This window comes from Streptomyces sp. NPDC021224 (genome assembly GCF_044332905.1).
GTDB lineage: Bacteria > Actinomycetota > Actinomycetes > Streptomycetales > Streptomycetaceae > Actinacidiphila.
In genome coordinates this window covers 985,486-1,007,374 of record NZ_JBIRPW010000001.1, presented here as the reverse complement: position 1 = coordinate 1,007,374, position 21,889 = coordinate 985,486, and the positions used below count along the sequence as shown (strand labels likewise).

The 21,889-nt window shown below is 67.9% G+C and carries 12 protein-coding genes and 2 pseudogenes; 5 read left to right on the top strand and 9 right to left on the bottom strand.

Annotated features, from left to right (window positions below; genetic code table 11):
* Positions 1-29 precede the first annotated feature (29 nt).
* The 4 genes from ACH4PY_RS04470 to ACH4PY_RS04455 form a co-directional block, all read right to left on the bottom strand.
* Positions 30-1,139, bottom strand: coding sequence for a hypothetical protein (locus tag ACH4PY_RS04470; RefSeq protein WP_398175768.1), 1,110 nt, complete (start codon positions 1,137-1,139; stop codon positions 30-32).
* Positions 1,136-3,019, bottom strand: a complete 1,884-nt coding sequence (drmB, locus tag ACH4PY_RS04465; RefSeq protein WP_398175766.1) for a DrmB family protein — start codon at positions 3,017-3,019, stop codon at positions 1,136-1,138. Before drmB ends, ACH4PY_RS04470 begins: the two co-directional genes overlap by 4 nt.
* The gene (locus ACH4PY_RS04460; protein WP_398175764.1) at positions 3,016-6,165 is read right to left on the bottom strand and encodes a helicase-related protein; all 3,150 of its coding nucleotides are present in this window, start codon (positions 6,163-6,165) and stop codon (positions 3,016-3,018) included. The genes drmB and ACH4PY_RS04460 overlap by 4 nt, the downstream gene beginning before the upstream one ends.
* A 71-nt stretch (positions 6,166-6,236) precedes the next feature.
* Positions 6,237-7,649, bottom strand: a complete 1,413-nt coding sequence (locus tag ACH4PY_RS04455; RefSeq protein WP_398175762.1) for a sigma-70 family RNA polymerase sigma factor — start codon at positions 7,647-7,649, stop codon at positions 6,237-6,239.
* Between the two features lie 324 nt (positions 7,650-7,973).
* On the opposite strand from ACH4PY_RS04455, the gene ACH4PY_RS04450 reads away from it, so the two are divergent.
* The 3 genes and pseudogenes from ACH4PY_RS04450 to ACH4PY_RS04440 form a co-directional block, all read left to right on the top strand.
* Complete coding sequence (locus tag ACH4PY_RS04450) at positions 7,974-9,800, top strand: DUF4357 domain-containing protein (RefSeq protein ID WP_398175760.1); 1,827 nt, start codon at positions 7,974-7,976, stop codon at positions 9,798-9,800.
* Positions 9,797-11,050: an McrC family protein gene (locus tag ACH4PY_RS04445; protein WP_398175758.1), complete on the top strand. Its 1,254-nt coding sequence runs from the start codon at positions 9,797-9,799 to the stop codon at positions 11,048-11,050. Before ACH4PY_RS04450 ends, ACH4PY_RS04445 begins: the two co-directional genes overlap by 4 nt.
* Before the next feature lie 33 nt (positions 11,051-11,083).
* Positions 11,084-12,946, top strand: a pseudogene (locus ACH4PY_RS04440) (UvrD-helicase domain-containing protein); the annotation flags it as partial.
* A gap of 61 nt (positions 12,947-13,007) precedes the next feature.
* Here the strand turns inward: ACH4PY_RS04440 and ACH4PY_RS04435 are convergent.
* Complete coding sequence (locus ACH4PY_RS04435) at positions 13,008-13,205, bottom strand: hypothetical protein (protein WP_398175756.1); 198 nt, start codon at positions 13,203-13,205, stop codon at positions 13,008-13,010.
* A 292-nt stretch (positions 13,206-13,497) separates the two neighbouring features.
* Here ACH4PY_RS04435 and ACH4PY_RS04430 point away from each other — a divergent pair, with 292 nt between their 5' ends.
* On the top strand, positions 13,498-14,289 hold the full coding sequence (locus tag ACH4PY_RS04430; RefSeq protein WP_398175754.1) for an IS5 family transposase: 792 nt from the start codon (positions 13,498-13,500) through the stop codon (positions 14,287-14,289).
* Here the strand turns inward: ACH4PY_RS04430 and ACH4PY_RS04425 are convergent.
* A complete protein-coding gene (locus tag ACH4PY_RS04425) occupies positions 14,246-14,782 on the bottom strand; it encodes a hypothetical protein (protein ID WP_398175752.1) in 537 nt (178 codons plus the stop codon). The genes ACH4PY_RS04430 and ACH4PY_RS04425 overlap by 44 nt on opposite strands.
* Before the next feature lie 128 nt (positions 14,783-14,910).
* Between ACH4PY_RS04425 and ACH4PY_RS04420 the strand changes: the two are divergent.
* A pseudogene (locus tag ACH4PY_RS04420) lies at positions 14,911-15,171 on the top strand (3'-5' exonuclease); the annotation flags it as partial.
* A 48-nt stretch (positions 15,172-15,219) separates the two neighbouring features.
* Here ACH4PY_RS04420 and ACH4PY_RS04415 read toward each other — a convergent pair.
* The 3 genes from ACH4PY_RS04415 to ACH4PY_RS04405 all read right to left on the bottom strand — a co-directional run bounded on the left by ACH4PY_RS04415 (position 15,220) and on the right by ACH4PY_RS04405 (position 21,828).
* The gene (locus tag ACH4PY_RS04415) at positions 15,220-16,872 is read right to left on the bottom strand and encodes an N-6 DNA methylase (RefSeq protein WP_398175750.1); all 1,653 of its coding nucleotides are present in this window, start codon (positions 16,870-16,872) and stop codon (positions 15,220-15,222) included.
* 179 nt (positions 16,873-17,051) lie between these two features.
* Positions 17,052-20,360, bottom strand: coding sequence for a type ISP restriction/modification enzyme (locus tag ACH4PY_RS04410; protein ID WP_398175748.1), 3,309 nt, complete (start codon positions 20,358-20,360; stop codon positions 17,052-17,054).
* Positions 20,361-20,982: 622 nt separating this feature from the next.
* Entirely contained in the window at positions 20,983-21,828 is an 846-nt protein-coding gene (locus ACH4PY_RS04405) for an MBL fold metallo-hydrolase (protein WP_398175746.1), read from the bottom strand.
* Between the last annotated feature and the right edge of the window lie 61 nt (positions 21,829-21,889).

Here is a 21,889-nt window from a genome sequence, read left to right as displayed (position 1 = left end):
GCGGAGTGGCCCGGTCGCAGCTCGGGTCATCAGCGCATGGTCACGCACCCCCGCAGTCCTTCCAGCTGGCGCGGCAAATGGCTTCCCTGCCAGCCGAGCACCAGCCGTTCGCGCGCCCGTGTGATCATGACGTAGTAGGCCATGCGCAGGGATGCCGCGGTGGGGTCGGTAACGCTGTCGGTCTCCGTGTCGGCGATGACTACCGTGTCGAAGTCGAGGCCCTTGGCGCTGGCGCGGTGGACGAGGACGACGCCGGGACGGGCGAGGTCGAGGTCGCGGTAGCGGCCGGAGGGCGCCGCCGAGCGGTAGAGCTGCGGCTCGTGGGCGAGGCCGGCGCGTTCTAGGTGTCGCATCAGGTCGGCGGCTGTGCGGAGTGAGTTGACGATGACGCCGACGCGGTGGCGCGGCTGCGCTCCGGCCATGGTGGCGATGTCATCGGCGAGGGCCTTGACGCCCGCGTAGTGACGGATGACAGGCAGCGAACCGCTATGCGCAGGCATCTCGGGCACGGGTCCGCCGGTGCGGAAGTGCTCTGCAAGGGAGGCGATCTCGCGGGAGTTGCGGTGGTTGCCGACAACCTCTACGCGCCCGGTGGAGCGGCCGAGTGCGTTAGTGATCTCAGCGAGGGTGGAGTTCGTCTCGGTGAGGCGCTGGCACTCGTCGGCGAACACCGTGACCGAGGCGGCGGCCAGACGGGCCAGCCGGAAGAAGCCCGGCGGCAGATCCTGGCCCTCGTCGATGACGAGGTGGGGTGGGGACGCGTCGGCGGCGAAGGTGCCGGCGGCTCGGTGGGTAAGGGCCGCCCAGTCGAACCAGCCGTCCTCGGTGCGTGGTGCGTCGCGGCCGAAGCGGCGCAGGATCCAGCTGTGGACGGTAGCGGCTTCTACGGGTGCGCCGGGGACCGTGATGCCCTGAAGGGTGTCGCCCAGGAGCCGTCGCAGGAGGTTGGAGCGCGACAGCAGCAAGGTGGGGCGACCGGTAAGGGCGAGGTGGACGGCACGATGCGCGGCCAGCAGGCTCTTGCCGCTGCCGGGCGGGCCGTTGACGACATGGTGGCCCATGAGCGGGAGAGCGTCCAGGCAGTCGCGCTGGGCCGACGTGAGGTCCGGGTGGAGAACGGGGGACTTTGCAGTGGTCATGCGTGTGACCCCAGAACCGTTGCGGCTGCGTATTCGCGGCTCGCAGTGAGGACGTCGGCGAAGTAGCCGGGCACGCCGGCGGAGCCGACGATCAGGGCGCGGTCGAGCAGGGTGTTGCCGGTCTGGCAGCTCGTCTCGGGCAGCAGGGAGCAGGCGTGGCAGGCGGCGCGGTTGAGGTTTCCGAAGCCTTGCCCGGTGTGCTCGGCGCACAGCGGGTCGGCGGAGCACCAGGCGGCGGCTTCCAGCATCCGGATGAGGGTCTCCGCGAAGTGCGGGGCCTCACCCTGCCGGACCAGACCGCCCAGGGTGCCTTCCGCATCGCCGGCAGCCGTGTAGATCAGCAGTCCGTGCTGGCCGTACTCGGGGCGGCCGTACACCCGCTCGCGCAGGCTCGCCGTGGTGTAGCCGGAGTCGAAGGAGAGCTGGCGGATGAGGAGATGGGCGAGGGTGTGCAGGAGCAGGAAGCGGGGTGAGAGCTCGCTGCCCACGGTCTCGGCGAGCTGTTCCTCCCGGAACGACGCGTCGAGATCCGTACGGACCCCGTGGACGTGGGCCTGAACGCGGGGGTCGCCTTCCCAGGCGGCCAGGCGTTGCTCGTCGAGAGTGAGGACGATGCCTTCGCCGTAGACCTCGGTGGCAGGCAGCCAGCGCAGGCGCCCGCTGGTGTCGGCCGGCACCAGGGTGCCGCCCGGTGAGTGACGACGGAACCCGGTCAGTGCCCGCACCTCGCGGAGGCGCTCGGCGAGGATGATGCCGCCGACGTGCGCGTCAAGGGTTGCCCAAGGCTCCTCCGTCTCACCGTCGAGCCCGAGGCCGGTACGACGGATCGCGAACTCCTTCGTCGGCTCGGGGATCTCGACAGCATCGAAGGCGTTCCACTCGTCGCGGCTCAGGTCGATCTTCTTGGAGTCCGGTCCACCGCCGGACGCTACGGCCGATGTGCCCGTGGCCTCCGCGACGAGCTGGTCGATGAGGCTGTCGGGGGCGTCTGTGTCTTCCTTGATCAGGCCGCGAAAAATCTCGGCCCGCGAGGTACCGAGTGCATCGAGCAGGAGTGGCCAGCAGTCATGGCCGCGTACGGCCCCTGCTGCGTCCTGCTCGGCACGCGGCGGCCCGGCGGCCTGGGGGATGTCGAGGGCCGAGTAGACGACCGGGTAGTAGACGTTGCCGGCGGTGCGCTGCACGATGTGGGCCTGCTGGCCGCACGTGGCGTGCTCGTTCCAGCGCTGCCAGGGGTTGCGGCCCGAGCAGCGTCCACCCTGCGGCCCGAGGATGTCGAGCAGGTCGCGCTCGGCGCCACACGGCTTGCCGTCCGGCCTGGTCGCACCGCAGCGCACCGAGAGCGCTTGGAGTCCGGACGCGCGGTCGGCGACCCGGAAGCTGAGACGGCGCGCCTTCCATGCCTGCTTCGCCTCGGAGCAGGCAGCCCGCTGTTCCGGTTCGAGGCGGGAATGTGCCCAGTACCACCAGTCCACGTCGTCGAGGTGCCCGTCCGGGCAGATACGGACGAACCGCATCGGGGCGAGGCGGGGTGCTGCCGCGCAGGAGGTGCAGACAGGCGGCTCACCGGGCTTCTCGTTCTCCCGCAGGAAGCGCACCATGGTCCGGCAGGCGCCGCAGAAGAGCCAGCCGGGGAATCGCACGTAGGGAACCCCAGGGCTGTCGGGCTTGTCGTAACGGTCGTTGAGGGTGTGGGGTGCGGCGAAGAGGCCTGTGACTCCCAGCTTGGCGGCCAGCCGCTCGGACGGGACCGGGGTCTTCGCCTGCGGCCAGGTCTCGATACCGGCGGCGACGAACGATTCGCCCTGGACGTCGAGCACTGCGCCGACGCCGAACGGCAGCACCGTCTGCGCCTGGCGGACCCGGAGTTTGCGCTTCACTTTCCCGCTCCCGTCACGGTGATCTGGCATTCGCGGTCCACGCTGCGCATGGAGTTGAGGGTCTCCCACAGGCCGTAGCGCTGCTCGAAGGTCTTGAGCAGGTTGTGCTGGCCCTTGCCCTGGCTGCGGTAGTAGAGGTCCTTGCCCTCGCCGGCAGCCGTCTTGGCCTGCTGGCACCAGTCGTCGAGGAGGTAGCCCAGCTCGGTGCGGACGTCGGCTCGTACCGCGGCGCGCTTCGTTCCCGAGGCACCGCTCTCGGCTATCGCGGCGCGCTCCGCAAGGGCGTCGGCGATCCGTTCGGCCTCGCTCCTGTGAAGAGTGATCCGTCCGGCCTGGTTCTCGGCGGCCAAGCCGAGCCGGTGGCGAACCAGGATGACAAGGGCGGCGTGCAGGGCGCGCCGACGCGCGGGCCGTGACCAAGGGGTGACGCTGGCGGGCTCGACGCATCGGTAGAGGGCGCGGTGGTAGTCGAGGAACGTCTCGTAGTGGGACCGGTCACGCGGCCGAGTGGCGTTGAAGTAGGTGACGACGAGTCCCGGTACGTGGTGTCGGCCGACGCGGCTGGTGGCCTGGATGTACTCGGCGGTGGTCTTGGGCTGGCCCTGCATGAGCAGGTAGGCGAGCCGTTTCACGTCAACGCCGACGGAGAGCATGTTGGTGCACGGCAGGAACGAGACCGACTGGGGATCCGTCCAGGGCTTCTCGAGACGGTCCAGCAGGATCGGCTGTTCGGCACGCGGCAGGTTGCTGGTCAGTTCCTGCACGTTGCGGTCGTCGAGCGTGCGGACTCCGGCGCCCTCGTCGAGTCCGCGGAGCTGCGCGGGAATGTCGTCGCCGGCCGCGGTGACGGTGCGGCCGAGTTCACGCAGGCTGTGATGGTAGGCGACGAGCGTCCAGTAGTCGTCGCGGTGCTCCTCCGGAAGCTGGTGGACGCCCTGGAGCATGGCTGCCGTGGTGGCCACTGCACCGCGGCCCGCGGTATGGCCCTGCGCCATGACACCAAGGTAGAGGCGGCCCGGGCGGCCGGAGTCGGGGACGGCGAAGAAGCTGTCCCGGGCATCGAGTCCCGACGGCGGGAAGAGCTGGACGTCCTGGTGGTGCAGCGCACGCACCTGTTCGGCGGACCGGCGGATGGTGGCCGTGGCAGCGACGATCTTGGGCGGCCGGCCGTTCTGGTCGGTGCACAGCTCCAGAACGGCCGCCTCGTAGAGACCGACGGTGGTGCCGAGGGGTCCCGTGAGCAGGTGCAGCTCGTCCTGGATGATCAGGGACGGGGGCGGGTTGCCGACGCCGGCTCCGAAGAGGTGTCCGGAGTCACGCTCCCAGGCGAGGCGGGCGAACTTGTCAACGGTGCCGAGGACGAAGGTGGGCGGGTGCCGGTAGAGGTGCTGGTCGACGACGGCAACAGGCAGGACATCGTGGAAGGCGCACTCGTCACGGGTGCAGAAGAAGGCGAAGTCGTCAGCTTCAGCCCGGACTCCGTAGTCGGAGCGGACGCTGGAGTGGGTCGGCGGCAGGATGCGCGTGCCGCACCACGGGCAGCGGTCAAGGATGAAGACGTCCTCGGGGTGAGTGGCCTCGCGCTGCTGGTCGAAGGTGTCCTTGGCCGTCTGGAACTTGTTGGGAGTGGTGGTCTCTCCGACCCACAGGCCGACGGTGATCGGCTCATCGCCGAGACCTAGTCCGGGTTCCCTCCGCCGCAGGTATTCCAGCGCGCAGATCGTGGTGGCGGCGCGCTGGAACTGCTGGGTCGTGAGCAGGCTGAGGGTGTAGCGGCTGAGTACGGCGGTGCCTCCGCCTTGGCCGCGGATCCGTCGCAGGGCGATCGCGAAAGCGGCCAGGAGCAGATAAGCCTCTGTCTTGCCTCCACCGGTGGGGAACCAGAGCAGATCGGTGGTCTCGCGGTCGCGGTGGCCGGGATCGGCCACGCCGTCGAGAGCGAGGAGGAAGAAGGCCAGCTGGAAGGGGCGCCAGGTGGCCTCGCGATCCACGGGCGGGTCGGTGGCCACGGCGTCCGAACGATTCCAGCGTCCGCCCGCCTGGTCGGCCGCGGAGTGCCGCATCTGCAGCAGCATGGCGCGCTGGGCGATGCGGAAGGCGTCGAGGAGTTCGGGGCGGTTCGGGTCGCACAGCGTGCGCACGCCCGCTTCGATGCGGGCGACCGCGTCGTGGATGCGGCCGAGGATCCGCTCTGCCGCATCCTGCCCCCAGGCCGGCACCTCCAGCGATCGCTGGCCCACGTACCAGGCGTGGTAGGAGGCGGCGAACTCAACCAGCTCCTCGCGGAGTTGATCGGCGCCGACTGACGGGTCGGCCAGGTGGGCGATCGTGAGGGCGGGGGCGTCGAGCGGACCGCCGGCTCGGATGGCGGGCACTTCGGCGCGCGGCAGGGCTTCGCAGGCGAGGAGTACGACGCCGCTGCCCTCCACGCGGTCCTCGCGCACCGCGCAGCCGTGGCCCACCGCATGGGTGACGACGTGGGCGTACTGGAGGCGGAGTTCGCACTCCTCAGGGTCACGGCTGGCGAGCCGGACGCTGGGATACGGAAGCACGACTCTGCCGACCGGGCGGACAGTGAGTCCGCACTGGAACAGCATGTCGTCCCAGTTGGGCGCTTTGCCGTCGGAGCCGTCGTGGTGGGCAGCGTTGACCAGCGCCACCGTGACCAGCGTGCCGTCGCCGTAGGAGCGGCGGCGCACCCGAATCTCCGCGCGGCCTTCGAGGACGGACACGGTCTCCCGCTCGGGGCCGATCGTGTGCGTCTCGGACGGGAGGGGGATCCGCCGCCAGCCCCGCCCGCGTCCCGCTTCGCTCCTCGACGTCTCGTAGCGGGCAGCTGTGCTGGTCACCTCGATGCCTTCAGCATCGGTGTAGAAGCTGACCCCGAGGGAGGCGGGAAGCCAGCTGTTGGTCTCGGGCACGGGGTCCGAGGCCGGGTCCACGTCCGGAGCCTCCTGCTCAGTCCCGGGCGCGTCGGGGTCGTCGGCCGCGCGGGCGAGCTGCCGCTGAAGATCTGCCTGTTGGGGGTAGAGCGTGCCCATCAGGTACTGCCGGTCGGGCGGCGCGTCGAGCACCTCGTCGTCGCCGTCGGCGGGCCCGACGAGCTGCCGGGAGAGGTAGTCGACCAGCTCTTGGCGCGGGTCCATGGGCGGGTTCCTTCGGATCAGGGGTCAGGTGCTGAGGGTGACGGCGCTCGTCCGTCGGAAGGCGGGCGCCTTCAGTGGGACGACCGCACGAGCCCATGGCGGGCCAGCTCGTCGCGCAGCTTCGGCTTGGCCTTCGATTCGATCTGACGGATGCGCTCACGGGTGACGCCGAAGACGACGCCAATGTCTTCCAGCGTGTCTGCCTCGTCGCCGTCAAGACCGGTACGCCTGATGAGGACGTGGCGCTCACGCTCCGGGAGGTGTTCCAGGACATGCCGCAGGCGCGCCTGGAACTCCTTGCGGAGCAGCACAGTGAGGGGTCCTGGCAGTCGGCTCGGCCCGATAACCAGGTCACCGAAGGTGGTGTCGTCACCGATGATCCGGTCCAGGGAATCGGTGGGCCGGCTGATCCTGCGCAGCTTCTCCACCTCTGCGAAGGTGAAGCCGGTGACGTAGGCCACGTTCTCGACGGTCCTGGCCCGACCTTCTCCGAGCAGCTTGCGCTCGGCTACAGCGACTTTGCTCACCTTTTCGTGGAGGTGCACGGGCAGGCGTATCAGGGTGCCCTCGTCGGCGATGGCCCGGGTGATGCCCTGCCTGATCCACCACGTCGCGTAGGTGGAGAACTTGAAGCCCTTGGTGGCATCGAACTTGCGCACCGCACGCAGCAGCCCGATGCTCCCGTGCTGCACGACGTCCTCGGTGTCCAGCCCGCGCCCTTGATACCCCTGCGCTATCTTCCACACGAGCAGGTGGTTGTGCAGGACGAGGCACTCGTATGCGCGCCACCGCTCGCTGTCGCGAGGTAACCCTGTGATCTCACCCTCGGGAACATCGCGGCTGAGGAGACGAGTACCGCCGCGCAGAAGCACGGCCAGGCCGACCTCCTCCTCTGCCTTGAGGACCACTTTTGCCGGGTTCCGGCGCCACCGGTCCTCTTCCAGCACCGCTCGGGCGGCGCTGACGGCATCGGCCAGTCCCGAGTCCACAGCGGAGGAGGCAACTCGCCCGCTGAGACGAGCGGATGGCGGCATCTTGCGTGCGGATCGGAACGTCGGAGCAGGTGCGGACGGAGCAGGGCCGCCGACACGGCCCTCCATCGGTTCGGGGCGCACACGGGGCACTCCGGGGCGGGTGATCGGGAAGTCAGCCATCAGCTCCCGCACTTCGGCGGGACTGAGCCGATGGAGTCGTGCAACACCATCGTGGGCGAGCTTGCTGACGGCACCGTCGACGTCGGCGTACCGGGCAAGCATGCGACGCGCCTGCGCCAAACGCCTGGCCGACTCGGTTGCCCCAAGCCCGGGCAGAGAACCGGAAGCCGGTGGAGCGGGCGTCTTCTTCGACGGCGTCGCGGCCCACGACTCCGGATCGGAGGCAGGTGCGGCGTGATGGCCGAAGCCTCCTCGGCGAGGAGGTTTCACATGAATGCCAACGGCGGTAAGGCCGTTGCGAAGCCTCCGCTGCTGCTCCTCGGTGCTCAAACCGAGTCGCCCCGCCTCCAGAGCGAATGCGCGCTGGCTCACAACACCCCTAGGAGACGCACATCGCTTCAGCCTCTCAATGACGAACGGCAACTCCGCCTCTATCGCGCTCCGTTCGACTGCAGCTCTCGAGTCCCCACCCATAGCGCCCCCACTCCAGCGACCAGGCGCCGGGGCCGCTCGGACGAGCAAGCCTGGCGCAGCCACACACTAGGCCGATCCGTGAACATCGTCAACAGATATTGCCTCGCGAGTGACTTGACAGTGTCAACAGGTAAGGTGGTTGGCGTTCGCGCATGCCGCGACCTACACGGAAGGCCACCTATGCCGCACTCCGACCACCTCGCCGGAACCCCCGAATTCCGCATCAAGCTTCCCAAAAACGGTGGGGAGGCGCGTGGACATCTGCTCAATCAGTTCGGCGGCAACGGCACCCACCGGTTCCTCCTGGAGGAGGGTTCGGTGGTGGCCGCCGAGGCGTGGCCTGGGCTCGGCGACCACGCACGCCGGATTCGTGCGGATCTGCGTGCGAGGGGCAGCCTCACCGACGCGCCTGCCGACCCCGCCAGTCCTGAGGCACCGCCGTGTTGGGTGGTGACCCAGGACATCGTGTGCAACTCCTCCTCAGCTGCCGCCGCCTTGGTCTACGGCTACGACGCTTCCGGCCCGGAGTCCTGGCGGACGTCCGAAGGCCACCCGCTCGCCGACTACCTGTCCACGGGCTGGCGCGCCCCGCGCAAGGCGTGGCTGGTGCGCGGCTCCAACGTCTCGGGGCACAACCTGCTGCGACAGCTGTGGCTCAAGGAGGGCCTGGTCTCACTCGGGGCCGCGCACCTGCCGCCGCTGGCGGAGACCGATCCGACGAAGAGCGCGCTGCGGCGCTACGTGGAGGACGGGTACGAGGGGGCGGCCTCCTACAACCAGAAGCGAGGTCTTGTCGACGAGCTGCACGCGTTCCTCACGCAGATGCGCGTCGGCGACACCGTGGCCACGATCGGCGACGGCCGATTGCACATCGGCCGGATCACCGGTGACAGCGTGCAGACCTCGTCGCCGGGCGGCCTGTCCAATCTGCGGCGGACCGTCGCTTGGCTGCCGCGGAGCCACGCCTACGAAGACCTGCCCGAGGAAGTGCAGCAGAAGCTCTCCGTCCAGCATGACGTCGTCGACCTGACCGGTGTCCTGGACGCACTGGACGGGCTCACCGGGGCCGCGGACGGCACCGATCCGGTGCCGGCCGGCGACAGTGGTGGGCGCTCGGCTGAGGAGCGGCTGGTGCAGCGGGAGTTGTCGCTGCCGCCCGTCACCGACGCGCTGGCGGCCGACCTCCTCGTCCACGACCGCTCCTGGCTGGAGGAAATGCGTGAGCTGCTCTCCGACGAGGGGCAACTGGTCTTCTACGGTCCGCCGGGCACGGGCAAGACGTACCTGGCGATGAAGCTGGCCGAGTACCTCGGCGGTGGCCCGGAGCAGGTCAAGATCGTGCAGTTCCACCCCTCGTACGCGTATGAGGACTTCTTCGAGGGCTTCCGCCCGGTGGAGGATCCCGAGACGCGCGATGTCGCCTTCCGGCTGACGGCCGGCCCGCTGCGGGAACTCGCCGATCTCGCCTCCCGTGAAGGCAGCCGGCACATCCCGCACTTCCTGATCATCGACGAGATCAACCGCGCCAACCTGGCGAAGGTCTTCGGCGAGCTGTACTTCCTCCTGGAGTACCGAACGAGGTCCGTTCGCCTCACCTACTCCGGAGACGACTTCGCGCTGCCGCCGAACCTGTTCGTGATCGGGACGATGAACACCGCCGACCGCTCGATCGCCCTCGTCGATGCGGCGATGAGGCGTCGATTCGCCTTCGTGGAGCTGTCTCCGCGCGCTGAGCCGACCGCCGGCCTGCTCGTGCGCTGGCTGAAGCGCGAGGGGAGGGATCCGGAGCCCGCCTACCTCCTTGACGCACTCAACGCGCGGATCGACGACGCCGACTTCGCCATCGGCCCCTCGTACCTCATGCGACCGGGCGTGTACCGCGACGGCGGCCTCGAACGGGCCTGGCGAACGAAGATCCTTCCGCTGCTCGAGGAGTATCACTACGGCGAGGGCCTCGACGTTGCCGCCCGCTACGGCATCGACTCGCTGCGCGAACAACGCCCATGACCGTCACCGAGGTGACACTGCACGAGTACGGCCCAGCGGTCTCCGTCCCGCTCGACGCTGAAGCCGGACGAGCTCTTGCGGCGTCCGGCATCCTGCAAAGTGCAGCCCCGGACCCGGGCCGGGAAGGCCACTGGCTGCTGCGAGCGGGCAGTCGGGTTGGCGCCGTGCGCCTACCCCGCGGCCCAGTCGTGCGGATCACGACCAAGACCCCTGTGAGCCGGTTGTTCTTCCTCCTGGGGTTCAGTCTCGACCCGGCACGAGCCTGGCGCGACAGCAGGGAAGGCGCGGTCGATACCGGTGCGTACGACGATGTCGTCCCCGCACTCGCCCATGCCGTGGAGCGACAGATCGACGGAGCGCTGCGGCAGGGAATCCTCCAGGGCTACCGAGAAGTCGAGGAGTCCGCACTGGTCGTGCGCGGGCGGCTGCGTGAGGCCGCGCAGATCCGGCGCCACTTCGGCCGAACACCGCCCGTGGAGATCGCGTACGACGCCTACACCGCCGACACGGCCGAGAACCGCATACTGCGGGCTGCCACGGAACAGTTGCTGCGGCTGCCGGGCGTTCCCGGCCCCGTCCGGCAACGCCTGGCCCACCACCGCACACGTCTCGCCGACGCGCTGCCATTGGTAAGAGGGGACGAATTGCCCCGGTGGCTGCCGTCACGCCTGAACTCCCGCTACCAACCTGCGCTGCGGTTGGCCGAGGCTGTCCTCCGCGGGAGTTCGCCCGAGCACCGGCCGTTCGGGGCCGACCCGCTCAGCATCGACGGCTTCCTGCTCGACATGAACAAGTTGTTCGAGGACTTCGTCACAGTCGGCCTCCGTACGGCTCTCCACGAGCATGGCCTGACCGCGTACTTCCAGGACCTTCACCACCTCGACACCGCGCGTCTCGTACGCGTGCGCCCCGACCTGGTCGTACGCACCGGCGACGGTCGCACGCCCCTTGCGGTCGTCGACGCCAAGTACAAAATCGAGAAGGCGGACGGGCTGCTCAACGCCGACCTGTACCAGGCGCTCGCGTACGCCACCGTGCTCGGTCTGCGTGAGGCGCATCTGGTGTACGCGGCCGGGCGGCAGCCCGAGCGCTTCCACGAGGTGCACGGCACGACAACAGCGCCGGGCAGACGGGGAGTGCGGCTGTATCAGCACAGTCTCGACCTCTCCCGCGAACCCGGACAGCTCCTGTCGGCCCTCCGGCGGATCGCGGAACGGCTGGCCACTGCCGCTTCATATCCGGAACGATGAGACACCGTCAGGTAGAGAGAGGGAGGGGACCTCATGCCCAGGCTCGCCTTCGCCCAGAACTTCTGGGACGGCTACGACACCCAGGAGAAGCCCGTCCGGGCCGGAGTACGCAAGGCCATGGCGAAATTCCAGGCCTTGACCGCAGCCGAGCTCACTGCGGACAAGGGTCTCCACCTCGAGTCCGTCGAGAACGCCCGTGACCCGCGCATCCGGACCATTCGGATCACCGACTTCTGGCGGGGCGTCGTCCTGGCGCCCGACGACGGCAGCGATACATTCCTCCTGGTCAAGGTCCTGCCGCACGACGACGCCTATTCCTGGGCAGCGAAGCGTCTGTTCAGCGCCAACTCTGCGACCAGGGCACTGGAAGTACGCAATGCCGTCGCCTTGGATGAGCTGACGCCCCTGTACGAGAGTGCCGCACGCACGGCCCCCCGGCTGCTCCTCGCGGACGTCTCCGACAGGACTCTGCACGAGCTCGGCATCGACGACCAGGTATTGCGCGCCGCACGCTCACTGGTCGACAAGGCCCAACTGGAGGCGTTCTCCACGCTCCTCCCGGAAGATCAGCTGGAGGTACTGCAGTACCTCGCTGAGGGGTTCAGCCCCGAGGAGGTCTACAGGGACGTCGTGGCCGTCCGTCGGCCCGCCGATGCGCCCGCGGAGCCGGTCGAGGACCTGGCCACGGTGATCGCCAACACCCAGGCACGCATCCGCCTCGTCAGCGGACCGCAGGAGTTGGAGGACATCCTTGAGAAGCCCTTCGATGCCTGGCGGGTGTTCCTCCACCCCTCCCAGCGGCGTGTCGCCTACCGCACCTCGTACGGGGGCCCTGTCCAGGTCACCGGTGGCCCCGGAACCGGCAAGACCGTGGCAGCTCTGCATCGGGTCAAACACCTGCTTCAGCGGTCCCAAGACGGCCGCATTCTGCTCACCACGTACACGAACGCGCTGGCCTCAGGGCTTCGTGACATGCTCAGCCTGCTCCTCGCGGATGAGGAGAAGCTGCTGGCCAGAGTGGACGTGACGACGGTCGATGCCTATGCGAACGGCGTCGTGCGCGCGAAGTCGGCGGCTGTGCCAAAACCAGTGGGCGACCGCGAACAACGGCAGCTGTGGGAGAAGACTGTCAAGCAGCTCGATCTGCCGTGCACCAGCCAGTTCCTGGCCCAGGAGTACCGGCACGTCATCCTCGGTCAGAACATCCGCGATCTCGACACCTACCTTGGCGCGAGCCGCCGCGGCCGTGGCACGGGGCTCGGCCCGGCGCGCAGGCGGGAAGTATGGAGCGGCGTCGAGCGGTTCGAACAGATGCTGCGCGACCGCGGCGAGACAACACACCTGCGGATCTGCGCCGATGCTGCAGACCTCCTCATCGACGCGCAGGCTCCATACGCCCACGTCGTTGTCGACGAGGCACAGGACCTGCACCCCACACAGTGGCGCGTGCTGCGCGCCGCCGTGTCTCCTGGTCCCGACGACCTGTTCGTCACGGGCGATCCTCACCAGCGAATCTACGACTCCCGGGTATCGCTCGGCTCCCTGGGCGTCCCAACGGCCGGCCGTAGCTTCCGGCTGCGTGTCAACTACCGTTCCACTGAGGAGATCCTGGCCTGGTCGGCGCGACTCCTCGCGCCCGTGACCGTCGAGACGCTCGAAGGCGAGGGCGCGGACTCGCTGGCGGGATACCGCTCTCTGCTGCATGGGCGCAGCCCCCAGGCCGAGGGATACGCAACGCGACAGGAGGAGGCTGAGCGCCTGGTCGACCGGATCCGAACGTTGCTTGACGAGGGTCTAGCGCCACGTGAGATCGGCGTCTGCGCACGCTTCAACCTCTCCCTGGACGCGGCCGAGGACAAACTCAAGGCTGCCGGAATCCCGGTACTGAGGGTTAAGGCGCTGTTGTCGTTCCGGACCTGGAAGGTGCACGTCGAACGGGAGTTCTGACGCGGCTTCCTCAATTGGCCGAGAAAATGGCCATCAACAGAATCAGAACGATGGGGATGAGGAACAGCACGACGCCGGCCCGGAGTCCCCCAGCCAGTCGGTTGCACATGCTGACATCTTTCGGGGCGGCCATCGCAAGTATGCCGCTCACTAGCCCTGCCATGCCCACGTAGATCGTCAAGGCTATGAACAAGTCAACGCCGATCATCTGCCCACCCCTCGTTCGAGCCCAGGCTACCCGCTGACGCCTTTCGATCTTGTGACTTCGAACGAGGGTTCCCTATGGAGTGAGCGCGAGCGGTGCGAAGTGTAGGGGTGGGGCCTTCTGAACAGCTCGTTGGTGTCGAATCACCGAGCAACATCAGGAGGCCCCGGTGTTGGAGTGTTCCGTGTCAGTGGCTGGGCAGTCCAGTTCGGTCACCCGGGGGTGTGACTGTCTGGCTCACCGGTTCGGAAACGCCGCTGACAACGGGTCTCGGCGGCGGCGGTATCCGTCGGACATGACGGACGCGGAGTGGGCGGTGGTGCGGCCGTTGCTGCCGGTGCCGGGCTGGATGCGGGGGCGGGGCGGGCAGCCGGAGGCGTACTGCCACCGCGCGATACTGGACGCGGTCCGCTACCTGGTCGACAACGGGATCAAGTGGCGAGCCATGCCCGCGGACTTTCCGCCGTGGGACCGGGTCTACGCGTTCTTCCGCCGCTGGCGCGACCACGGCATGGTCAAGGAGTTCCACGACCGGTTGCGCGGCCGGGTCCGGATGAGGGAGGGCCGGGACGTGGAGCCGACGGCCGGCGTGATCGACTCGCAGTCGGTCAAGGCGGACGCCGTCGTGGGTACTGACAGCCGCGGGTTCGACGGCGGCAAGCTCATCAACGGGCGGAAAAGGCACATCGTGGTCGACACGCTCGGCCTGCTGCTGGGCGTGATGGTAACCGCGGCGGATATCGGCGACCGCACCGCCGCGAAGGTCCTGCTCGAGCAGGTCGCCGACGCCTGCCACCGGCTGGAGCTGGTCTGGGCCGACGGCGGCTACACCGGCAGCCTCATCGAGCACTGCCTGGCCACGCTCGCTCTGGTCCTGGCCATCGTCAAACGCAGCGACGACCGGAAGGGCTTTGTAGTGCTGCCCAAGCGGTGGATCGTGGAGCGGACGAACGCCTGGCTGATGCGCACCCGCCGGCTGTCCCGCGATTACGAACGCCGCACCACCTGCGCCGAGGCGATCGTCTACTGGTCGATGACCATGGTCATGACGCGCCGCCTGGCCCGGCCACGCCCGCAGCCGGCGTGAACCGGCCCGGCGCGGGCTCAGCCAGCCAGCCCCGCGCGACCAGGCGTTTCGCCTTCGACCGCAGCGCCTCCACCCGTGCCGGCACCACGTCCATGCCGAACACCGCGGCCATCTCCTGGCACGTCAGCGGCCCTTGATGGAGCCGGGCCCGGTCCGCGAGCGCGGTGAGAATGCGCTGGTAGTCCACCGACAGCACCGACCAGGCAAGACCCTCACGCCACACCGGCACCTGCGACTTCGGCTTCACCGCATCCCCGGGTGCCGGCGGCGCGTCCGCGTCCCGCACACCCGGGATGATCTCCGCCTCGGCGGCATCGCCGCCGCCGGGAGCCAGCACTGTATCGACCCGCCTGCGGGCGATCACCCACTCCCGCCATTCCACCTCGGCCACGGCCAACTCGGCCTGGATCCGGTCGGCCTCCTCACGCAACTCATCCACCCGACGGCGAGCACCCAGCTCGCGCTCTTCCAACAGCCCTACAACCGACGGCATCCCGGCCTCCCCAGCGATCGACAACCCGACAGACCACAACTCCCACCGAACCACCGAACCTATGCCTGACCAGCGAAAATACCGCTCCCAAGTTCGGAACGACAACAGCGACTAAGGGGCAGGTGGCGCCGGATAGCGAGGGAGTCAGACTGGCGACGATGCACGCGATGAAGGGCCTGGAGTTCCGGGCAGTGTCCGTCCTCGGCGTCAGCGACGGCGCACTTCCCTTCGTCCGTCAGGTCACCCCACGTGAGGTGGACGCCTTGCAGCACGATGCCGATCTGCTACGCGAGCGGTGCCTCCTCTTCGTCGCCTGCACTCGCGCTCGCGAAGCCCTGAGCGTGACGTGGAGCGGCGCTCCCAGTCCGTTCCTACCACGCTCTGCCTGAACAGATCCGTTCAGGTCCGCTGCCGAAGCCGCGCACGGCCTCTTACTACTACTCGGGCGCGAGGGCGCCCGAGGCGAGGCCGTCACGGGCGACTTCGGCGAGCTGCCGACTCAGTTCGCCTACCTTCCGCGTTCCTTCCTCGAACGCGGACAGAGCCTGGAAGGCCGAACCGTACTGACGCTGCAAGTCGATGCCCATGCGAGGGATACGTGCACCTCTGCCGTCGAAACGGTAGGTCCCACTGGCGCTTGTGGATCGGCGGGCGTTGGCCGAACTGCGCATGAAACCCTGCAAGTAGTCCGTGTCGAGTTGCTCGCTGGCCGATACTGGTTCCGTGCCGTCATACGCGACGAGTCCCGCACGCGCGAGGTCCGCGACGCTGGCGCTGGTGCCGTCCAGTGAACCCGGTCCCCCGCCAGGCGCAAGCTCGGGCAGAATCGTGGCAAGCCGACGGAGCTCGTCCGAGAGTTGCCTGCGCAGGACAGCATATTCGCCGGGATAGTCGCGGTGGCGGGCACGAAGATGGCTGCCGGGTGTCAGATCCACGACGTCGTCGAGGAGCTCGATCAGTGGGACGTCGGCGACTTGGTCGGGACGTGGTTCCAAAGGCCCATCGGGACTGTTGCCCGTCAAATCGACCATACGCACGGTGTGGTTCGTGTCCGTAGCCCCAGGTTTTTCGGGACGCTGCAGGCACCAGAGGTGGACGGGCAGCGCATGGGATGTCGCCGTCCCCGGAGGCAGAGCGACGACTTGACGCACGACGCCCCGGCGTACGAGTTCTGCCCGAATGCGTCGACCGGCCTTGCGGTAGGCAACTGAAGCTGGCATGACCATCAGAACCTGACCGCCGGGTTCGGTGTGAGCGTAGGCATGCTGGAGCCACGCCAGCTCCCCCTCAGCCTTAGACGGGGTACCAAGTTCCCAACGTGAGTCGAGCAGCAGATCCTCTCGCCCCCACTCGGTCACGCCGGCCGGGGGGTCGCAGACAACCAGACCCGCCTTCAGGTCCGACCACTCATCTGCGCGCAAGGAATCGCCTGCCACAACGCGCATTCCTGGTCGCCCGATAATTCTGGCGCGGAGCTGTGCGAAGCGGACGCTGTCAGCATCCATGTCCTGGCCGCAGCAACGCATCCCCGCCTCCGAGGCGACGGACAAGAGCAGCACCCCGATTCCGCAAGCAGGGTCGAAAACGGTGGCATCGGCCGGCAGCTGAGGTGCGAAGTGACGGACTGCACGTACGACGCGCTCGGAGGTCACCTGGTCCGAGCCCGCCCTCCGAGCTGAGTCCACGAACCGCTCGGTCAGACCGTTCACGAGGTCGATGGGCGCTTCAGTCTGGGCAAGCGTCTGCAGTCGGTCGACAAGATCGTCCGGCAGCGCCGACTCGTGGTCTCCGACCAGCGCCTCGGCCACCTCCGCCAGACCCACGAGCATCTGTTCCCCGTAGACAGCCCTCATAGCCTGCCACAACTCGACCTCGGGTGAGACTTCCTGGCCTTTGCGCTGCTTGTCCAGCCACTCCTGGACCTCGGCCAGTGCATAGAGCGGGCTGTTCGCGGCGCCTCCCGCGGGAGCGGGGAAGTCCTCGTAGCGCCGACGCCAGTTGGAGACGGCTGCCCGAGTGACGCCGGCCAGCCGAGCGATCTCGGAACCGGTGACAAGAGGATCGACCGGGGAAGCAACCTTGTCCGTCATAGTGCCAGCGTACACGGATCGCAACGATTCTTCGAGATCCGAGTACGTTGACAGAATACACACGTTCTGTTGGCCATCTCGCGCGCCCAGGCGGTCCGATTCAGCGCGTCGCAGGAAGCATAGACACGTGGACAGCGGAGAACCCTCGCCAGCGCAACCTGTCGAGATCCCGGTCAAGGTCAAAGCCGGGGAGGATCGCCCTGGCCTCGAGGCCGGACTTTTACCGGGCGACGGGCACTCGCCACAACAGGAAGGATGCCCAGTTCCGTCAGCTCCTCCATCGACACCATGGGGCCTGCGCAGATGGCATCCAGCAGCTCCCGTTGACCCGACTCCTCCTGCACCAAAAGGCCTAGCACGTTGAGCAGGTCGAGAAGTTGGGTGGTCCAGTCGGGCGACCAGCTTTGGGCAACAACTCCATCCAATTCCAGACGGCGCTTGCCCGCCGGCTTCCGTCGGCGGTACCCGAACCACTTGTCGACGACGTTCATGCCGGAGACCTCGTACTCCCGCGTCGACCGAGACACCGGGGCGATGCAGCCAGAACCGACCCAGAGTCGCTCGGCCTCCGGCTCGTAACGCAGTGCCTCGGGCATGCCTTCATCGGTGTCCGGGATCTCGACGATGCATCGGGGACGGTTCGGCGTAAGGCGAGGACGTTCAGCTGGCCGGCCCTGGGCGGGGTCCGCGTACCTCTCACCGTAGCTGTGCAGCCACAGGATGCGGCGACCGATGCGGATCGCTTCCCGCCACACGTTGGCGTCGACGGTGAGGGGGATGCGGGCGCCCGGGTCCTTGAGATCGTCGAGAAATCGGAGCGTGTAGGCAGGATGAGAGGCTACGGCCGCCACGTAGGCCAGGAAATCCTCCGGGATGACCGCCGTGGACAGACGCTGCGAGAGCAGGTCGAGCAAGCCAGGTGCGACGTTCGGCATGTCTCCCCGACCGTCGCGGTACAGCGGCCGAACGCATCCGCTGCGGCCGTTGAAGTAGTGCATGTCCGGGATGAGATCGCTGAACACCAGGGCAGGGCCGCTCACCACTGCGTGAGCGTTCTGCTCCACGGTGAACATCTGGCCTGGCCCCCGTACCGCCCAGAGGTCCGGACGGCCGACCACCATGAGTCTGTGGTCCGGGATGATCAGCTGGCGATCGAAGGAGCGGTAGCCCACCTCGACCGGTTCAGGTTGCTCCCGCTGTTCCGTCCGCAGCGGAGTCGTGTCGTATGCCGTCATCCCTGGGAGTGGTGCCACACGACTGTCGATCGTGCGGTCTCTGGCCTCCCCCAGCAGCGCTCTGCGCTCTTCGCCGTCGGCGCCGAGGAACAGGCGCCACCTTTCCCGAAGGGTGGCCTTGTCCGGCGCGTAAACCCAGACCCGTCCCGGCGTGACCCCGCGGGAGGACCACGGCATCAGGTCCTTGAGCTGTGGTGAGCTCTCCCACAGATCACTGCCCTCGGGCAGGAAGGGATCCGTGAGGCCCCCTGCGCAATCCTGCCATTGGGGATCGTCCAGAGTGACGGTCAGCAGGCGTTCGGTCTTCTCGTCGCGGTGCCCGTCTACTTGCATATAGTGCACGGCGGCTGGAGTACTGCCTCGGCTGTCCCGGCGACGTACGAAGACAGCAATGCACAACTCCTGGGCCACATCTGGGAAGAGGCGGGTCGCGTTGTCCGGTCGCTGCCCTTCCGGGGAAAGGTCGATGATCCAACCCTCGTCGGCGGACCGCCGCAGATAGCGGCGCATGCCCGCGAAGGCACGCCCCTTCAGCCACGCTTTGGGAGTGAGGTAAGCGACCACGCCGAACGGGGCGTCCTTGTGGGCGTCGAACACCTTCCAGGTGCCCCAGCGCCAGAAATAGACGTACAGGTTGGTCATCTTGGACTCGTACGTACCGTTGCCGGCCAGTCGGAAATCGTCGAGTGGAGCCGGCTCCCCGACGTTGGAATCGCCGGTTTCGATCCACTTGCCGGCACCGCGGGAGACGGTGTCATGCGGTGGGTTGCCGATGACCACCATGACGCGCTCGTCCCGCTTGACCTTGTTGGCTTGCCGACGGGACTCCGCGAGCGGCCGGTAGGTGTGGGGAATCCAGTTGAACTCGGCCCTCGGATTGTCGAGGGTGTCTGCCACCAGGAGCCGCAGTCCCTCCTTGGGGGCCGCGGATCGGTAGTCCTTCAGAAGCGCGTGCATGCGGAGGTCGGCAACAGCGTAGGGGCCGATCTGACGCTCGAAGCCGATGAGACGTTGTCCGACCATCTGCCGCAGTTGGGGGCCGAGCGCCCCGGGGCCTTCATCTTCGGCGATCGTGGCCGCCGCTCGCTTCAGGACAGATAGGAGGAAGGTGCCGGTGCCCATTGCGGGGTCGACAACGACAACTTCGGGAGACGCGAAACCGGAGGCGATACCGAAAGACCGCTCCAGGATGACCTCGGTCAGGCGCACCATGGCCTCGACGATGCCGTGCGGCGTGTAGTAGGAGCCGGTCCGCTTGCGAAGATCCCGGTCGTAGATCTGGAGGAAGTCCTCGTAGAGGAGCAGGTAGGAGTCGCCCGAGCCGTCGTCGAGACGGCCCCAGTCGACGGCACCAATCACCCGCAGGAGAGTGTCCAGGGTGGTGGACAGCCCGACCGCCGCGGACTCCTCGGTGAGGACGTCGAGGGCTTTGCCCATCAGCGAATGTCTTTTCCCGAGCTTCATAGCGATGCCGTGCACCGACTCGCCCTCGAAGGCGATGCCTTCGACTCTGGCCAACAGCAGCGCGAACACCACGGTCTGGCCGAACTGCTCGATGAACTCCTCCTCGGTCGTCTCGGGGAAGAGCAGTCGGCGCCACTCTTCAGCGATCTCAAGAAAGACGCGTCGCCGTCGACCTGCCTTCTCCAGTGCGATGGCCTCAGCTACCTCGTCGCAGAGGAGCCGGCAGAGTTTCGCAACCGAGCGGACCAGCTGGCCGGTACCGCGAGGAGGCTGCGGCTGCCAGGAGAGGAAGTCATGCAGGATTCGGGACAAGGTCCCGTCTGCGGGGGCCAGCCGTGACCCCGCAGACAGAACCGAACCCTTCATCCTGGCGATCCCGCCGACCAGCCGACCGCTCCGGTACAGACCGAACTCGTTGCCGTCGCAGTAGAGGACGTTGGGAAGCAACCGCAGCTTCTGCCACTGCGCGGCGTTCTCCCCCGTGAAAGTCGTCGGATCTGCGCCGTAGCCCGGTCGCTTCAGTTCGATGTACCCGACCAGCGCGCCGTCCACCGAGACCGCGTAGTCGAGTCGCGCGCGCAGATCAACGAGTGGGACCTCACCGATCAACGTGAGGTCGAGCCCCAGGTTCCGGCCGGCAGCTCGGATCAGGCCCTCCAGTGGGCCACGTAGTTGGTCTTCCTTCCAGCCGCTGCCCTTCAACTTCGGTGTCACCTCGCCACCGAAAGCCGAAACCGCCGCAAGAACGGCCTCTTCGTACGTGCCGCGCTGCCCCGTCCGTGACACCATCCCGCCCCCTGACGGGCAAAGACGGCCGGAGGCATCGGTACGGACCTGTCGGCCGCACCTTGCCTTCGAGGGTGCCGCGGCTCATCCCCGGCACACACCCATTACCGAATGTAAGGTCACAACGGCATGGCGTGAAGACCGCGTCAGGCTGATTTGCCCCCACCGGAGCCCAATAGGCGCGATCGAGCAGGTCAGGGTGCGAATTCTCTGGGAGAAAATTGGGAGACGATCATGGAAGGACCGCCTCCCGAGACGCATTCAGACCAACCCCCACCTACCCCCTGACCTGCAGTTTCACAAACCCCGCAGGTCAGCGGGCGGGCAGGGCCTCATTCGGGACGAAGAGGCCGTGGGTTCAAATCCCGCCACCCCGACTGTGAAACTGCGGGTGAGGGGCGGTCTTCCGAATCGGACGCCCGCCCGCCGCGGGCAGCCTGGACTGCGAGACCTGGATCCGGCTGACCGGCATCCTCACCGAGCACCGCCCCGCAGACTTTCGAAGGGGCCCGCCCGACGACTGGGTGCCGGCAGCCGGATCGAACGACCCGTCCACGGTCTCCGTTGATTCGGCTGCCCCGGACGATGACGTCGGGAGAAGGTCCGCCGTCCGGGCGGCTGAGCGCTACGAGCCGTCGTCCTGTACGAAGCTCAGGTAGCGGTCAGCGGAACGCCGGACCGCCGCCGACCCCTCAGTGCTGACGACGCGCCCCCAGAACGCCCCGTAGATGCGTTCGAAAGCGAAGGGCTCGACCAGCTCGAGGGCGCGGCGGACGGTGCTCGGCCGCTCCGGGACGAAGTTGGGGAAGCTGTACATGAAGCTGACCCAGCGCCGGTCCATCACCACCATGAAGATGTCGCCGCTGAACAGCGCGCCACGGCCTTCCGGGTCGTCGGACCAGTGCAGCACCGTGCCGCCGGCGAAGTGCGTGCCGGCGTTGATCAGTGTCATGCCGGGCGCGATCGGGTGGGTGTCGCCCGTCCAGTACTCGATCAGCGGATCGGGACGTCCGACCCATGCGCGATCGGCTTCGTGGACGTACACCGGGGCGTCGAAGGCCCGGCCCCACTCGGTCATCACGCCGTAGAAGTGCGGGTGGCTGACGGCGATCGCGCGGATTCCGCCCAGCTCCTCGATCTGCGCGGCGAGTTCGTCGTCGAGGTAGCCCACACAGTCCCACAGCACATTGCCGGACGGTGAGCGGATGAGCAGAGCACGCTGTCCGACCGCGATCGACGGCGCCGCACCCACTCCGACGACACCGGGACCCTCCTCGTCGATCCGACCGCGGTGGCCCGCCTTCCTCAACTCGGCCAGCGTGGTCCACTGCTGGCCTTCCCAGCCGACGTACTGCCGCTCGTCCAGGCAGATCGGACAGTCGGGGCGGGGTGCCCCGTATTGCACCCCGCAGGTGCGGCAGATCGGGAGTTGCCCGCCCGCGACGGACACGACCGGCTCGGATGACGACATCTGCTCTCCCACCTGCCACTTGACGGCACCGGCACATCAACAGCCTGTCATGCGGGGCCCC

Excerpts from the sequence above, each read along its gene's own strand:
- ACH4PY_RS04425 (WP_398175752.1), bottom strand. The coding sequence starts at position 14,782 with ATGCCGTCGGTTGTAGGGCTGTTGGAAGAGCGCGAGCTGGGTGCTCGC.
- ACH4PY_RS04445 (WP_398175758.1), top strand. The coding sequence starts at position 9,797 with ATGACCGTCACCGAGGTGACACTGCACGAGTACGGCCCAGCGGTCTCC.
- ACH4PY_RS04470 (WP_398175768.1), bottom strand. The coding sequence starts at position 1,139 with ATGACCACTGCAAAGTCCCCCGTTCTCCACCCGGACCTCACGTCGGCC.
- ACH4PY_RS04405 (WP_398175746.1), bottom strand. The coding sequence starts at position 21,828 with ATGTCGTCATCCGAGCCGGTCGTGTCCGTCGCGGGCGGGCAACTCCCG.
- ACH4PY_RS04460 (WP_398175764.1), bottom strand. The coding sequence starts at position 6,165 with ATGGACCCGCGCCAAGAGCTGGTCGACTACCTCTCCCGGCAGCTCGTC.
- ACH4PY_RS04430 (WP_398175754.1), top strand. The coding sequence starts at position 13,498 with ATGACGGACGCGGAGTGGGCGGTGGTGCGGCCGTTGCTGCCGGTGCCG.
- ACH4PY_RS04415 (WP_398175750.1), bottom strand. The coding sequence starts at position 16,872 with ATGACGGACAAGGTTGCTTCCCCGGTCGATCCTCTTGTCACCGGTTCC.
- ACH4PY_RS04450 (WP_398175760.1), top strand. The coding sequence starts at position 7,974 with ATGCCGCACTCCGACCACCTCGCCGGAACCCCCGAATTCCGCATCAAG.
- ACH4PY_RS04435 (WP_398175756.1), bottom strand. The coding sequence starts at position 13,205 with ATGATCGGCGTTGACTTGTTCATAGCCTTGACGATCTACGTGGGCATG.
- ACH4PY_RS04410 (WP_398175748.1), bottom strand. The coding sequence starts at position 20,360 with ATGGTGTCACGGACGGGGCAGCGCGGCACGTACGAAGAGGCCGTTCTT.